At 43.1% G+C, this 13,786-nt stretch carries 13 protein-coding genes and 2 pseudogenes; 8 read left to right on the forward strand and 7 right to left on the reverse strand.

All coding sequences use genetic code 11. The features are described from left to right. Window positions 1-169 precede the first annotated feature (169 nt). From AACW06_RS17585 to AACW06_RS17605, 5 genes are all read right to left on the reverse strand, one after another. Entirely contained in the window at window positions 170-403 is a 234-nt protein-coding gene (locus AACW06_RS17585) for a hypothetical protein (RefSeq protein WP_192076072.1), read from the reverse strand. A gap of 504 nt (window positions 404-907) precedes the next feature. Next, window positions 908-1,999, reverse strand: a complete 1,092-nt coding sequence (locus AACW06_RS17590; RefSeq protein WP_192076073.1) for an ABC transporter ATP-binding protein — start codon at window positions 1,997-1,999, stop codon at window positions 908-910. Between the two features lie 4 nt (window positions 2,000-2,003). Continuing rightward, complete coding sequence (locus AACW06_RS17595; RefSeq protein WP_192076074.1) at window positions 2,004-2,912, reverse strand: carbohydrate ABC transporter permease; 909 nt, start codon at window positions 2,910-2,912, stop codon at window positions 2,004-2,006. Window positions 2,913-2,915: 3 nt separating this feature from the next. Further along, window positions 2,916-3,809, reverse strand: coding sequence for a carbohydrate ABC transporter permease (locus AACW06_RS17600; protein ID WP_192076075.1), 894 nt, complete (start codon window positions 3,807-3,809; stop codon window positions 2,916-2,918). Between the two features lie 80 nt (window positions 3,810-3,889). Then, the gene (locus tag AACW06_RS17605) at window positions 3,890-5,116 is read right to left on the reverse strand and encodes an ABC transporter substrate-binding protein (protein WP_192076076.1); all 1,227 of its coding nucleotides are present in this window, start codon (window positions 5,114-5,116) and stop codon (window positions 3,890-3,892) included. A gap of 264 nt (window positions 5,117-5,380) precedes the next feature. On the opposite strand from AACW06_RS17605, the gene AACW06_RS17610 reads away from it, so the two are divergent. The 3 genes from AACW06_RS17610 (at window position 5,381) to AACW06_RS17620 (ending at window position 9,394) form a co-directional block, all read left to right on the forward strand. Further along, window positions 5,381-6,385 carry a LacI family DNA-binding transcriptional regulator gene (locus tag AACW06_RS17610; protein ID WP_192076077.1) on the forward strand — a complete coding sequence of 335 codons (1,005 nt, stop codon included), beginning with the start codon at window positions 5,381-5,383 and terminating at the stop codon, window positions 6,383-6,385. Between the two features lie 33 nt (window positions 6,386-6,418). Continuing rightward, window positions 6,419-8,788: a GH36-type glycosyl hydrolase domain-containing protein gene (locus AACW06_RS17615; RefSeq protein WP_192076078.1), complete on the forward strand. Its 2,370-nt coding sequence runs from the start codon at window positions 6,419-6,421 to the stop codon at window positions 8,786-8,788. Window positions 8,789-9,181: 393 nt separating this feature from the next. Beyond that, on the forward strand, window positions 9,182-9,394 hold the full coding sequence (locus AACW06_RS17620; protein ID WP_192076079.1) for a helix-turn-helix domain-containing protein: 213 nt from the start codon (window positions 9,182-9,184) through the stop codon (window positions 9,392-9,394). Between the two features lie 22 nt (window positions 9,395-9,416). On the opposite strand, the gene AACW06_RS17625 is transcribed toward AACW06_RS17620, so the two are convergent. Then, window positions 9,417-9,977 (reverse strand): recombinase family protein, encoded by a 561-nt coding sequence (locus AACW06_RS17625; RefSeq protein WP_192076080.1) that lies wholly within the window; start codon window positions 9,975-9,977, stop codon window positions 9,417-9,419. 176 nt (window positions 9,978-10,153) lie between these two features. On the opposite strand from AACW06_RS17625, the gene AACW06_RS17630 reads away from it, so the two are divergent. Then, entirely contained in the window at window positions 10,154-10,861 is a 708-nt protein-coding gene (locus tag AACW06_RS17630) for a hypothetical protein (protein ID WP_192076081.1), read from the forward strand. A gap of 41 nt (window positions 10,862-10,902) precedes the next feature. Then, complete coding sequence (locus AACW06_RS17635; RefSeq protein WP_192076082.1) at window positions 10,903-11,613, forward strand: hypothetical protein; 711 nt, start codon at window positions 10,903-10,905, stop codon at window positions 11,611-11,613. 234 nt (window positions 11,614-11,847) lie between these two features. Here the strand turns inward: AACW06_RS17635 and AACW06_RS17640 are convergent. Continuing rightward, window positions 11,848-12,231: pseudogene (locus AACW06_RS17640) on the reverse strand (IS110 family transposase); the annotation flags it as partial. 89 nt (window positions 12,232-12,320) lie between these two features. On the opposite strand from AACW06_RS17640, the gene AACW06_RS17645 reads away from it, so the two are divergent. The 3 genes and pseudogenes from AACW06_RS17645 to AACW06_RS17655 all read left to right on the forward strand — a co-directional run. Continuing rightward, window positions 12,321-12,842 carry a GrpB family protein gene (locus AACW06_RS17645; protein ID WP_192076083.1) on the forward strand — a complete coding sequence of 174 codons (522 nt, stop codon included), beginning with the start codon at window positions 12,321-12,323 and terminating at the stop codon, window positions 12,840-12,842. A 44-nt stretch (window positions 12,843-12,886) separates the two neighbouring features. Then, window positions 12,887-13,168 (forward strand): hypothetical protein, encoded by a 282-nt coding sequence (locus AACW06_RS17650; RefSeq protein WP_170826491.1) that lies wholly within the window; start codon window positions 12,887-12,889, stop codon window positions 13,166-13,168. Between the two features lie 358 nt (window positions 13,169-13,526). Further along, window positions 13,527-13,643, forward strand: a pseudogene (locus tag AACW06_RS17655) (putative quorum-sensing-regulated virulence factor); the annotation flags it as partial. Window positions 13,644-13,786 lie beyond the last annotated feature (143 nt).

Here is a 13,786-nt window from a genome sequence, read left to right on the forward strand (position 1 = left end):
GCATCGTTAGGGCTCCCTATTAAATCCATTTAATCAGGTGTGTTTTTGGCGAAATTCATTAGATCAGAATGAGCGATGCGCGTCTACTCATTGTTTTATATAGAAATTATGAGGGGATTCGTAAGAATGCGGCGTTAGGGCGCAGGAACTAGCGCCCATTTCTTTCAGTCTACTTTCTTAAACTAGCTTTATTCTCAATGAAGTTCTTAATATCCAAAAACATTTCATCCGTGTCTACGTATGGATTGAGATAATGAGGAGCTATTTTTGCAGGATCTGCATCTTTCATAGCGTGCTTCCTCAGTTTTTTTGCATTATCTAGTGCTAGAGGTATCTTGTCTTTTAGCTTATCAAATAAGCTTGCATATCCTTTATCGTAGTTATCTATGCCAATCTTCTTCAACTCACCTTTGAGAGGACTGTTTTTTAACAGGTCATCACACGAAGTGATCTGCACCCGCGAAACTGGACACTTTACTAAGCGACTTTCCCATACCCGAAGTTATCCGTATTTTTCTAATTTAAGTATTTAGTCTAAGTAGCTTTTGTCCAAAACCTTGCTAGAGGATAGATCAGACTTTATTATTGTCATTTCCATCGTGTTTCGGGTAGCAATGTACCTTAAAAATGATCAAACTTTAGTTTTTTATAGCCTACGAATCGCTTGAAAAAGCACGTTTCCGAACAAATTTTATTGTCCTCTGACATCAGTAAACAATTCTCCGACTGTCGACTTACCAGTGCTTGAGACTCCCATAATGATAAATACTGCAGACCTCTTTAAAGGTTTCTCTGTCATAGCTTTCTCTTATTATTCGTTATTTTAAGAAGTATCTATAAAAATTGGATGCCTCGTAACGTTTGGGTAAAGGCATCCATTCAGTTCCATTAATAAGCTATTCAAGTGTTAGAGCCGCTGCGTAGTTTGAGAATCAAACACGGAGCAGTTTTTTGCTTCAACGATTACTGTCACTTGGTCTCCCATAAAAACACTTTCGTCAGAGGTAATTCGATGAGAAAGAGTGTGTTCATCGGTAAACTTAGTCCAGACTAAGGTATCGGACCCCATAGGTTCTACTAGCTCGACTTGACCGACAATCGCATTATCGGATTGCAGTGGCTCAAGTTTAGTCAAAAGGTGTTCTGGGCGAACCCCAAGGGTTACCCGCATGCGATCGACCGGTGGTTGGATAAAAGGATAGTCAGTGATGTCGATAGAAAGGTTGTGTGAGTTAAACACAACCTGCTCTTGAGTGACCTCTAATTCGCCTTCGATGCAGTTCATCGCTGGAGAGCCTAAGAACGTGGCAACGAACAAGTTTTGCGGTTTGTTGTAGACGTTATGCGGCGTGTCCAGTTGTTGAATAATACCGTCTTTCATTACAGCAATCCGATCGGCCAGCGTTAACGCTTCTATTTGGTCGTGCGTCACGTAGATCATAGTTGATTTTAGGGTTGAATGTAGCTTCTTGATCTCTAATCTAAGTTCTGCACGTAACTTAGCATCTAGGTTCGAAAGTGGCTCATCGAACAAGTAGATATCAGTATCACGTACTAGAGCTCGCCCGATAGCAACACGTTGTCGCTGACCTCCGGAAAGCGCAGAGGGCTTGCGTTTTAGTAAAGGCTCTAGCTGAAGAAGTTTTGCTGCCCATGCCACTTTTTTGTTAATTGTATCTTTGTCTACGCCTGCGATACGTAGGCCGAAAGACATGTTCTTTTCAACACTCATGGTTGGGTAGAGAGCATAGGATTGAAAGACCATACCAATGCCACGATCTTTTGGATCTGCCCAAGTTACGTCTTTACCATCAAAATGAATCGAGCCGCCGCTCGTATCAATCAACCCACCTATGGCATTGAGCAAAGTGGATTTTCCGCACCCTGAAGGGCCGAGCAGTACCAAAAACTCCCCGTCGTTGATGGCTAGGTCTAATTGGTCAACGACTTTGACCGAGTCGTAGCTGATATCAAGTTTGTTAATATTTACGATTCCCATAGCGTTATCCTTTAACTGCGCCAGAGGCAATACCACGCACAAACCAGCGCCCCGATGCGACGTAAATGATCAGTGGTACAAGTGAAGTGAGAATAGTGGCGGCCATATTGACGTTATAAGCTCGCTCACCAGTAGTCGTGTTGACGATATTGTTCAGTTGTACCGTCATTGGGAGGTTGTCGTTACCCGCGAAGACCAAGCCAATTAGGAAGTCATTCCAAATATTGGTGACCTGCATGATGACGGCAACGATGATGATAGGTACCGACATGGGTAGCATGATGGTGAAGAATACCTTGAAAAACCCCGCTCCATCGATTCGAGCCGCGTTAAAGAGCTCTAACGGAAGCGTACTGTAGTAGTTTCTAAATAGCAGTGTCATGATAGGCATACCAAATATTACGTGCGACACCACCACTCCAGTAAGTGTTCCGTAGATACCAATATCTGCATACACACGAATGAGCGGATAAATGAAGACTTGGTATGGGATGAATGCACCCAACAAGAGGCAAGCGAATAATAGGTTTGCGCCCTTAATTTTCCAGAAGGAGAGGGCGTAGCCATTAATGGCACCAAACAGAACCGAAATAATGACACTTGGGATCAATATTCGAACTGAGTTCCAGAAACCAACCTGAAGCCCTGTACACTCGAGGCCAGTACACGCACTACTCCATGCTACCTTCCATGCATCCCACGAGAAACTTTGTGGCAGAGCGAAGATAGAGGATAGACGTATCTCTTCCAACTCTTTAAAAGAGGTGACCAACATGACATAGAGTGGCAACAGGAAGAAAAGCGTAGTGATGGTTAGAAAACCATAGACACCAATGCGTCCCCAACGAGCCTTAACTGAAATTGGTCGCTTGGCGGTCGTCGATTTTAATGTAGGTGAAAGTGTCGCTGACATAAGTTACCTACCTTGCTTCTTAATGTAGTTCGAGTAAATAAAGGGAGCGATTAAGCACAAGACAGTCGTTAAAAGAACCGTAGATGCTGCTGTGGCTAAACCGATATTTGCGCGCTCAAAAAGGTTGTCCATAATGAACTTAGCCGGCACTTCACTAGAGACTCCAGGGCCTCCACCTGTCATCGCAACGACGACGTCGTACATCTTAATGATGCTAATCGATAGTAAGACGATAGCGGTGATAATCATTGGTCTTAGCATCGGCAAGATGATACTTACATAAACACGCCACGTTGGTATTCCGTCGATTTTCGTCGCTTTCCAAAGATCTTCATCAATGCCTCTTAGCCCTGCGAGCAAAAGCGTCATTACCAAACCAGCACCTTGCCAGACGGCAGCGATGACAACGGTGTAAAGCACCATGTTTGGATCCACAATCCAATCAAATGTGAAGGACTCCCACCCCATAGCTTGGATCGTATTTTGGATGCCTAATTGAGGATTGAATATCCATTGCCAAACCAAACCGGTGACAATAAATGACATTGCATAAGGGAATAGAAAAACCGTTCTGAAAAAGCTTTCGGCTTTTATTTTCTGGTCGATAAAAATGGACAATAAAAAGCCTAAGACAAAACATATTGCCAAAAACAAAAATGCAATGACCAGTAGATTTTCGAGCGATACTATCCAGCGAGAGGTACTAAAAAGGCGCTCATATTGGGCAAAACCAACAAAGTCGCTCTTAGGTAGCATCCGTGAACTTGTGAATGATAGGCGAACGGACCAAATCATAGTCCCCATATAGGCAATCAACACTGTTAATGCCATAGGAAGAGCGGCCACATAGGCGAGGGCGTTACGTTTTAGGTGTCTTTGCACCGCAGCAACATTCATGGATGTACTCCAGTTAGTTCTTGAAAAGGGGGAGACATTCATTGGAAGGCGCACAGGGTGCGCCTTCGCTGAAGTTAAGGTTAGTCGCGAAGTGCTTGCGCGAAGATAGATACCGCTTTATCCGTGGTAATATCCTGTGCATTCCACACTTCTGTGACCGCATCTTTCAAAGAACCGTACAAGTACTCTTCCATCAGCATGGAACCATCCGGCACTTGGCGTTCAGCAACTTTGAGGATTTCTGCACCTTTCTGGGCACAAATATCCATACTAGACACGTCGATATCGGTACGCACTGGGATAGAGCCTTTCAGGTTGTTGAACTTAACCTGTGTCTCTGGGCTTAACATGGATTCAACCAGTTTTTTCTGTGCCGCAATTTGGTCGCCGTCTGATGTTTTAGGGAAAACGAAAACGTCACCACCCACAATGTATAGGGAGTCATCGCCTAAACCTGGGAAACAGCCGTAGTCTTGTCCAGGGATCTTGTTCGCTTGGGTGAACTCACCCTTAGCCCAGTCTCCCATGATTTGGATGCCCGCTTTATCGTTAATAACAAGACTCGTTGTGTCATTCCAGTTACGACCTGGCGAGCCTGTATCGACATAAGGTTTTAGCTTCAAAAATGTCTCGACGACTTGTTTGAACTCTGGAGAGTTAAGGGTTTCAGCATCTCGTTTACCTAGGGCGTCTAGGTAAAGCTGCTTACCGCCAACATTACTGAGGACAGTTGCAAACAGTAGGTTTTCTTGCCAGTTTTGGCCGCCCAATGCGAGAGGAATGTAGCCGGCAGACTTAAGTTTATCTAGACTCGCGAAAAGCTCATCGACAGTTAGTGGTTCTTTGTCGATGCCGGCTTTCTCAAACGCTTCTTTTGAATACCAGAACCAACCTGGCATATGTATGTTGACGGGTGCTGCATAAAAATGGCCGTCGACCTTAATGGCATTAATGGTTGGCGCTGGGAGGATCTGTTCCCAGTTGTTTGCTTTGGCTACCTCATCAATATTATTTAGCATCCCTTCCGCAATCATTTCATGATACTGCTGAGAAGTGTTAAATAGAGCGGCGGTTGTAGGGGAGCCGCCGATCATTCGGTTTATCGCTGCACTTCGTGCATTTGAACCCCCCGCGACAGCACTGTCTTTCCAAGTACCGCCTTGCGCCTCATAAGAGTCCGCCAAGACTTTAATAGCAGCAGATTCACCGCCAGACGTCCACCAATGAATCACCTCGGCTTCTTCCTTGGCAATAACTGGGGATGCGATAAGTCCAATGATTGTAGCGATAGTAAGTTTCTTCATCATGTGGATACCTTTTGTAGTCGTTATTGTGCCTGTTTTATATGTCTTTAATTATTTCTTCTTAAAATGGAATCGATTCCATGTCTATATTTTATAGCGCTCAATCTAGACATGATCTAGTGGTTTTAATGATTAATTTATAAACATGTGTTACCGGTCACGTTGCATGAGAAATAATCATAAAAAGCGATAATTGGCTGTAAATATGAACAATATCGCTCTAATATGGTCAATAAGTTAGCTAATTAACCATTTAGGTAGAATCGCATGGCAACAATAAAAGACGTGGCTAAACTAGCCGGAGTTGGTGTTGGAACTGTTTCCAGATACTTGTCTGGAAGTTCGTCGATATCACCTGCGTCGGCGGAAAAGGTCGCCACAGCGATGGCTGAATTGAACTATCGACCAAATAGCATGGCTCGTTCTTTATCCTCGAAGCGCTCCAACATTATAGGACTTTGGGTTCCCTCATTTTCGGGGTCATTTCATCGAAAGATGCTGCAAACCATAGAGCGAGAATTAAGGAAACGCGATAAACACATTATTTTGGCCAACGCTGAGGACACTCAAACCGATAAAGAGCGTATTGAATGCTTGGATTATCTGATTGAACGGGACTGTGACGGAATACTTATGTCATGTCCTGAACTCTCGGTGGTGGAGTTGGCGAGAATAGAGGCTCGTTATCCAAAAGTGGTGTTTATTAATCGAGATATTGAAGAGTTAATCGACAAAACCTTTTGTGTGAATCACTACCAAGGTGGACGTTTAGCCGCAGAACATCTCATTGAGCTTGGACATACCAAGATTGCGGTGGTGACAGGAAGAATGAGTGCTCAAGATGCGATAAGTCGACATAGAGGCTTCATTGACTGCTTATCTGAAGCCGGAATTGAAATCTTTGATGACCTTATCGAGTCAGGCGGCTATAGCTTTGGACAAGGGAAAGAAGCAACGCAGAGATTGATTGAAAAAAATATACCATTTACGGCACTTTTCTGCGGTAACGATAATAGTGCGATGGCGGCTATCGCAACATTAAACGAGCGGGGAATAGTCGTTGGGAAGGATGTATCTGTCATCGGTTACGATGATATTGATATTTCGGAATATACGTCACCTGCCATGACCAGCGTACGGATTCCTCTCGAGGAAATCTCTATGAATGCTTGCCATCGAATTCTCAACTTATGTTATGGGGAGTCTCTACCCATTCAGACGCGTTTCGAGCCTACCTTGTCGATTAGAGGCTCCACTCACTCAGTAAAATAATCGAAAATTAAGTTGTATTTCAGAGGGGATTGAATGACAAAGTTTATTGAAGCAGGTAAGCGATTTTCGCTAGATAATCCAACCTTAGTGCCTAACTCAGCGGGCTATTTGTGGAACAAGCATATGATGATTCATGTGAATTGTCAGGGTTATGCGGTTGCTCAATATATGAACCCAGAACCAAAGAAATATGCCCATAATCCGAACATGGCAGCAACGAGTTTTATGCAGCCTGAGCAACCTTACTTTGCTCATCATCCAGGTCGTTTCTTCTACCTAAGAGATGATGAAACAGGGGAAATGTTCTCGGCACCTTTCGCGCCGGTGAAAACAAAACTCGACCTTTTTGAGTTTCAACCCGGTCTCAGTGATATCAAATGGCAAATCAAACACCTTGATATTGAGCTTGAGATAACCTTGACGCTTAGCGAAGATCTGGCCGCAGAGCTTTGGCATGTGAAGGTGGAAAACTGCGACAATAAACCAAGAAAGATCTCACTTGTTCCATACTTCCCTGTTGGTTACATGTCATGGATGAATATGGGTGCTTATTTCGATGAGGACCTCAATGCGATCGTCTGCACGTCAATCACGCCATATCAAAAGCTAGAAGACTACGAAAAAAACAAACATCTCAAGGATATTACTTACTTAGCATGTGATGTTAAGCCTGACCATTTCGAAACCAGCATCCCTCGATTTGAAGGGCAGGGTGGCTTGCATAATCCTACATGCCTTGAGCTTGGCTCTGGGTTAAGCGATCGACCAGCGCACTATGAAATGCCCGCTTGTATCATGCAGTTTGAACTTGATTTGAAACCGAATGATGAGCGTGAATACAATTTTGTTTTTGGTCCAGCATTAGACAAAGGTGAAATCACCCGTGTGATTGGTGAAGCGCTTCATACCAACAAGGCTCAAGTCGTGGACGGCTATGCGTCTTACATTAAGTCTGGAAAGGGAGTGCTGCAGGTCTCTACGCCTGATGATACCTTCGACCAGTTCGTTAATCATTGGCTTCCACGACAAGTCTACTATCACGGTGACACACACCGACTAACGACCGATCCACAAACCCGAAACTATTTGCAAGATGGGATGGGGATGGCGTATGTCAACAGTGAGACGACTAAGCAAGTGATTCTAACGTCTCTTGGACAGCAAAAACGCGATGGCGAGATGCCTGATGGAATATTGCTAACGCCTGAGGCGGAACTGAAATACATCAACCAGATCCCGCACACTGATCATTCTGTGTGGCTCACTTTGATCTTAGAGGCCTACATCAATGAGACCAATGACTGGGAGATTCTAGAAGAGCAAATAGCGTGGCAGGATTCAGAGGAAAAACACAGTGTTTTGGAGCACATGAATCTAGCAATGGAGCATATGTGTCATGCCCGAGATGAGCGTGGATTGCCTTATATCGCTCAGGGTGACTGGTGTGACCCGATGAACATGGTTGGCCCTAAAGGAAAGGGCGTATCAGGATGGTTAACGCAAGCATTGAGCTTTGCATTGCAGTCTTGGGTGCGCTTATCCGACCGTGTTAACAATCCTAAGAAGATTGCACACTTCAATGGGATAGTGGAAGAACTGAAGGTGATCGCTGATGAGTATCTATGGAAAGGGGACTGGTATGCAAGAGGCATAACCGACGATGGCGTTACTTTCGGCGTTCCAGAAGATAAAGAAGGCCGCATCTTCTTAAACACTCAAAGTTGGGCTTTTCTTGCTAATATGCCGAGCGAGCTTCAAGCTGAACGTATGCTGAGAGCCGTCGATGAGCAATTGGATACGCCTTATGGCGTCATGCTGTGTGCGCCAGCCTTCACAGCCATGCGAGAAGATGTGGGGCGTGTTACTCAAAAATGGCCAGGCTCCGGTGAGAATGGCTCAGTGTATAACCATGCAGCGGCATTTTATGCAGCGAGTATGTATAACATTAATCAGCCTGATCGAGCCTTTGGCACATTAAGAAAAATGCTTGCAGACCCTGAGTGCGATTCATTTGCACAAAGAGGTCAATTACCTGTGTACATTCCTAACTATTACCGCGGTGCCTATTATCAGTATCCGGATACCGCTGGTCGCTCTAGTAACCTTTTCAATACGGGGACGGGCGCTTGGTATTACCGATTGGTGATTGAAGAGCTATTTGGCCTTAAAGGGTGCAGGGAAGGTCTTACCATTTCACCGCAACTTCCGTCTCAGTGGAGCACGGCTAGGGCCGAACGAGAGTTTCGTGGTGCCTATTTCCACGTGGAATATGTATTGGTGCATGATAAAAAAGATGTTTGCCTGCGAGTGGATGGCGAGCTTGTATCGGGTAATTTGATTAAAGATATTACACCAGGGAAGCATTACCGTGTTGTCGTCAACTATATTGCGGGCGAGTGCTAATCCCTCTACGGAATAAACTGTGCGCTCAACTTATCTGTTGAGCGCGGATCAACCAAAGTATAACTAGATGGATAGCGGTATTAACATGAGGGTTGACTATACCTGTTTTACGGCAAACATGCGTGAACAGGAAGGGTATAATTTAGGTGATATAAAATTGAGTACCTTAATGTAAGGTGTTCACTATCAGTTCTGAGTCATATCGTCGAGAACATGATAGATGTATGAAAAGCCGTTGTTGAAGTATTCAAAATGAACTGGAAAGAAGAGTGAGGCTTACGTCTCATTTTTCCTTCAGTCGTTGGTACTCAAGTAAAGCTCATGCTTGAGTAGTTTGGTGTCCACTTTATATGCTGCAAGTAAGGATAGTTTTCATTTTAACTTGGATTAAAAATGAAAGACTTAGCGCTTAAATTTGGCTCGAAATTACGTGAGGTACGTAAAGAAAAAGGCATCTCTCAAGATAAACTCGCGCTCATTGCTGATATAGATAGAAGTTACGTTGGCCGCATTGAACGTGGTGAAGTGAATATTACACTGGAAAAAGTGTATGGCTTGGCAGAAGCCATAGAATGTAATGTCGTTGAGTTGCTGCCAGCGCCTTAGGGTAAAAGTGTATTCATACCATTCAAGAATCATTGCGGTTGTCGTTAAGTATCTTGTATACGCTGTTTCTCGAAATGCCTAGCACACTAGAGATCTGTGTAATTTTTTGATGCTCAGAATGCATACTGATGACTTGTTGTTTTATTGCGTTCGAGAGTGGTTTCCTACCTTTGTATTTTCCAGCGGCTTTTGCTGCCGCGATCCCTTCAAGTTGACGTTCTCTGCGAATGTTTAATTCAAACTCGGCAAAGACGGCCAACATATCAAGAAACGCTTTACCGGATGCCGAATCTGTTGAGATAGGTTGTTCTAAAGCGGTCAGTAGGATTTGCTGCTCGTTAAAGGTTTTGACCATCTGCTGCAAATCTAGGACTGATCTGGCGATGCGGTCGATTCGTGTAATAACGAGAGTGTCTCCGGCTCTTAGGTATTCCATTAGGTCCACCAAACCCTGACGTTTGATGTCTGATCCCGTCGAAGTATCAGAGAATATTTTGATACAACCTGCTTCCGTGAGTTTCTGAATCTGAAGATCTAATGATTGCTCTGTAGTGGAAACTCGTGCGTAGCCGACCTTGCTCATTGAATTTGCTCATTTAGCATCTAGACTTATTGAACATAGTGTCATTTAAAGTGTTTATCCACTCTAAATGAACATTATTGAGAGGCGATGAGCTTGTTAAATTAGGGTATACCTTAAATAAAAGCTTGTAGACGTATTATTTGAAAAGTTGCTCGTTTAGGAAAAGAGGAGACGTCATGAATTTTCGAGATCCTGAGCTTATTCTTGTTAAGCGTTTTAGTGGTGGAAAAAAATCCTATTTTCAAGTGAATTCATTTGATACTGAATGGGTGTCATTACAGGATATAGAGCATGGCGAATGCTTTTCCTTTAAGCGAGCACAATTAGAAAGCCATATTAACAATGGTCTTCTTATCATTACGGCCAAAAACAGTGTTCCAGACGTTTTGTTCATCAATGCCGTCAAAAAGAAAACCAAGCCTACAGCCGTTGGAAAGAAAGCGGCGTATGAAATGGAGGTAGAGCGTCGATATTGCTATGTTCGCAAAGTATTAGATTCTGATCTTCCTGCATTGTCAGAAAATCGTTTAACACCGTGGATTAGTAAGGTAGCTGCAGAAATCGAGGATGCATCCCCACCATCATATAAAACACTCCTCCGATGGCTTAAAGCTTTTAATGAATCGGGATGGAAAAAAGCCTCGCTGCTCCCACGTCATCATAATAAAGGTAATCACTTCAAACGATTGCCCCCTGAAGTAGATCAATTGCTATCCCAGGTTATCGTTGAGCATGCTAGGTCTTCAGTGAGAATCAATATAGGCAAAGCACATCGAGATTTTGTTGAGCGAATGGAACGGTTGAATGAACACCGCCGTAATGAAGGGCTACCGACGCTTACTCCGAGCAGTTATGAAACCACGTTGCAGCGTTTCAGAAAATGACCGTCTGATTCTTTATTTCTTAGAGCCTTAGAACGAGATGCATGATGAATTTTAGAGACCCTAGTCTTATTCTTGTGAAGCGCTATCGAGGCGGAAAGTGCTCTCACTATCAGGTGAGCGATGTGAGCCGAACTGAAATCACCATCAAAGATATCGTACATGGTGGCCACTTTTCCTTTGCAAAAGAACAATTAGAATCGCATATAGAAAAAGGGCTGTTGAGCACCATATCTAAAGATACTCTCCCTGAAACCGTTTTTGTTAATCCCGTAGGCAAAAAGCCTAAGCCCCAGAAAGCAAAGCGAGAATTGGAATACGAGAAAGCAATGGAAAGACGCTATGCGTATGTGAGGGGAGTATTGGACTCAGATGTTCCTGCATACACCCAAAAGCGACTGGTTCCGTGGCTTGCTACATTTTCTGAAACTATTGAGGATCTAAATCCACCAAGCTGGCGAACATTAGCAGAGTGGGTCAGTGTGTACGTGAAATCGGGTTGGCAAAAGAAAGCCTTGAAACCTGCTCACGCGCGTAAGGGTAATAGAACACATTATTTGGATAATGAGGTTGAGAGGCTTTTATTGAAGGTTGTTAGGGATCACTCATTAAAGCAAATTAGAGTGAACTATACGCAAGCACATAATGATTTTTTGGAACGAGTGAAAAAGTTAAATAAGCAGAGATCTAAGCAGGGTCTGGAACTTGTAAAGGCTAGTAGCTACCGAACAACGGTTAACCGATTTCAACGTTAGTATAGTGATAACCATATGTACCAGTATAATACTAATTTAAAATTCAATTAAATCATATATTTGACTAATTTAGTATGTAGAGTGGTATAAATTTATAACTTGGTTTCAGCGACATCTGATGTTTGCAACATAACTTATATCTATAGCACTCCTTTCTATACTAAATCCCTTTAAAGTACTCAGTTTCACTCTCTACCCTTAATCTTTATTCCATTAGATCAATAGCAATTCCTCGTGCTCTCTCATTCTATGGACGGACAAAATAGCTTGTTGTTCGGTAGATTTTATCGGAACAAAGCGAGTTGAAGGACGTTGAACAGCCTCACTGATAGCAACAGCATCATTAAGGTCGTTTTTTCCTTTCGTTCTATAAGGGATAACGTATTTAACAGCCATAATGCGGGCATCGTGCCCCAATTTATTGAGTGTTCTGGCCCAATAATGTGCACCACCACACGCTTCAACACCTATACGCATTGGTGGCATATTTGCTATTGTAGTCAGTAATTTAGAGCGAGTGACAGACTTGTGCAGCAAGACTTTCCCATTTTGGTGAATAGCATGCAGACTGAAATGGTTTTTGGCGAGGTCGATACCGCAGAAATAAGAATTAGACATGGTGCCTCCGGTGTTAAAAAGTACCACATAAGTGTGGCAGATCCTCGGGAGGGGGAATCCATGTCATTCGTTAGGTAAATGGAGGAACAATGAGTTCGAGGGTAATTGAAGTTGTAGACTATCGACCTTCATGGGCCAATGAATTTAGTGATGAAAAGGTGTTGCTAGAATCGGTCTTGAATTCAGCTAATGTAGTGGCAATTCATCACATTGGTAGTACTTCAGTCAAAGGTCTTTGTGCGAAACCAATCATCGATATTCTTGTTGAAGTGAAATCATTAGAAGAGTTGGATAGGAACAATAATCTGATGGAGTCGCTTGGGTATGAAGTTAAAGGTGAATTTGGCATTGCAGGTAGGCGTTATTTTCAAAAAGGTGGCATACAAAGAAGTCACCAAGTACATGCTTTTTTAGTTGGGTCTCCAGAAGTAAATAGGAATATTGCATTTCGAGACTACTTGATTCACTTTCCAGAAATAGCGTTGCATTATGGTAATTTGAAGCGAGAAGGTGCTTCAATTTGTAACAACGATGTTGGTGTATATTGCAATCATAAAGACAGTTTTATAAAGGAGCATGAGGCAAACGCACTACGCTGGAAATTTACCTAACAAGGCTATATTTCTTTTCAGTTCAACCATCAAAAGGATTCATCATGAACGTGGATAAGGCGAAAAAACGCATATTGAAACGAGTGCAAAGAGGTTTCAGAGGTTATCCGCAAATATCACTAGAGTATTTCGGTGAAACGACCGATTTGGCGACCGAAGTAGTCATCACTTTTGTTCCTGAAGAAAACGCCGAACCACAAATTCAGAGATTTACGAGTGACAAAGATGCCCGTGAAGATGAAGCGATTCAATCGGTATTGCTAAAAATCATTGAGCGAGCAGAAGCTGCGACTGTTTTAGAGAGCCGAGAAATATCGGTTATTTAATGATTTTTGGCAATGCTCAACGTTCTATCACGTTAGAGTTGAGAACGAAAATATAACAAATAAGGATAAGTGTCGCTCAGCCGACACTTTATCTGGTTGTTGAACAAGCCCGTCACGGTGGCGCCTTTATTAGTAATTTGCTCGAACTGAGCAAGAGGGTTTTAGGCTTCCCTCCTGTCTTCAAGGCGAGCAAAGCCATTGTGATCTGCACCAGCAACTTTGGACACTCCGTTAAGCGACTTTCTGATACTAAAGGTTATCCGCATTTTCCTAATTTAAGTGATTACTCTAAGAAGGTTTTGTCCAATTGTAAGTTGAAGTGATAGAGGCATAGAAATTCCCCAAAACAGTTGTTTTCCTTTGGTTTGAAAAGAAAGGTTGGCCAAGCGCTGAACTGGGAGAGTTGCTTAAGTTATGTTTAGCACTAAAAATCGAAGGATTAGATAGTGTCGTCAAGCCGTTAAAGCGAATGTAATTAACCTGAACTCGGAATAAAAATAGGCAGGAACTAAAAGCTGGTTCTGCGATCAGATCTTTCGACTAAAAAGGAAATCATCGCAAAGGAACCAGCTATGAAAAAGTTAACTGACCTATTCTGCCATGTCGACGACTTTTGTA

Source organism: Vibrio sp. S12_S33 (assembly GCF_963889785.1).
In the GTDB taxonomy this organism is placed as follows: domain Bacteria; phylum Pseudomonadota; class Gammaproteobacteria; order Enterobacterales; family Vibrionaceae; genus Vibrio; species Vibrio aestuarianus.

What these genes read in the sequence shown, in the direction of transcription:
- AACW06_RS17650 (WP_170826491.1), top strand. Translation starts at nt 12,887, where the DNA reads ATGAACGTGGATAAGGCGAAAAAACGCATATTGAAACGAGTGCAAAGA.
- AACW06_RS17635 (WP_192076082.1), top strand. Translation starts at nt 10,903, where the DNA reads ATGATGAATTTTAGAGACCCTAGTCTTATTCTTGTGAAGCGCTATCGA.
- AACW06_RS17620 (WP_192076079.1), top strand. Translation starts at nt 9,182, where the DNA reads ATGAAAGACTTAGCGCTTAAATTTGGCTCGAAATTACGTGAGGTACGT.
- AACW06_RS17595 (WP_192076074.1), bottom strand. Translation starts at nt 2,912, where the DNA reads ATGTCAGCGACACTTTCACCTACATTAAAATCGACGACCGCCAAGCGA.
- AACW06_RS17615 (WP_192076078.1), top strand. Translation starts at nt 6,419, where the DNA reads ATGACAAAGTTTATTGAAGCAGGTAAGCGATTTTCGCTAGATAATCCA.
- AACW06_RS17590 (WP_192076073.1), bottom strand. Translation starts at nt 1,999, where the DNA reads ATGGGAATCGTAAATATTAACAAACTTGATATCAGCTACGACTCGGTC.
- AACW06_RS17605 (WP_192076076.1), bottom strand. Translation starts at nt 5,116, where the DNA reads ATGATGAAGAAACTTACTATCGCTACAATCATTGGACTTATCGCATCC.
- AACW06_RS17610 (WP_192076077.1), top strand. Translation starts at nt 5,381, where the DNA reads ATGGCAACAATAAAAGACGTGGCTAAACTAGCCGGAGTTGGTGTTGGA.
- AACW06_RS17625 (WP_192076080.1), bottom strand. Translation starts at nt 9,977, where the DNA reads ATGAGCAAGGTCGGCTACGCACGAGTTTCCACTACAGAGCAATCATTA.
- AACW06_RS17645 (WP_192076083.1), top strand. Translation starts at nt 12,321, where the DNA reads ATGAGTTCGAGGGTAATTGAAGTTGTAGACTATCGACCTTCATGGGCC.
- AACW06_RS17600 (WP_192076075.1), bottom strand. Translation starts at nt 3,809, where the DNA reads ATGAATGTTGCTGCGGTGCAAAGACACCTAAAACGTAACGCCCTCGCC.
- AACW06_RS17630 (WP_192076081.1), top strand. Translation starts at nt 10,154, where the DNA reads ATGAATTTTCGAGATCCTGAGCTTATTCTTGTTAAGCGTTTTAGTGGT.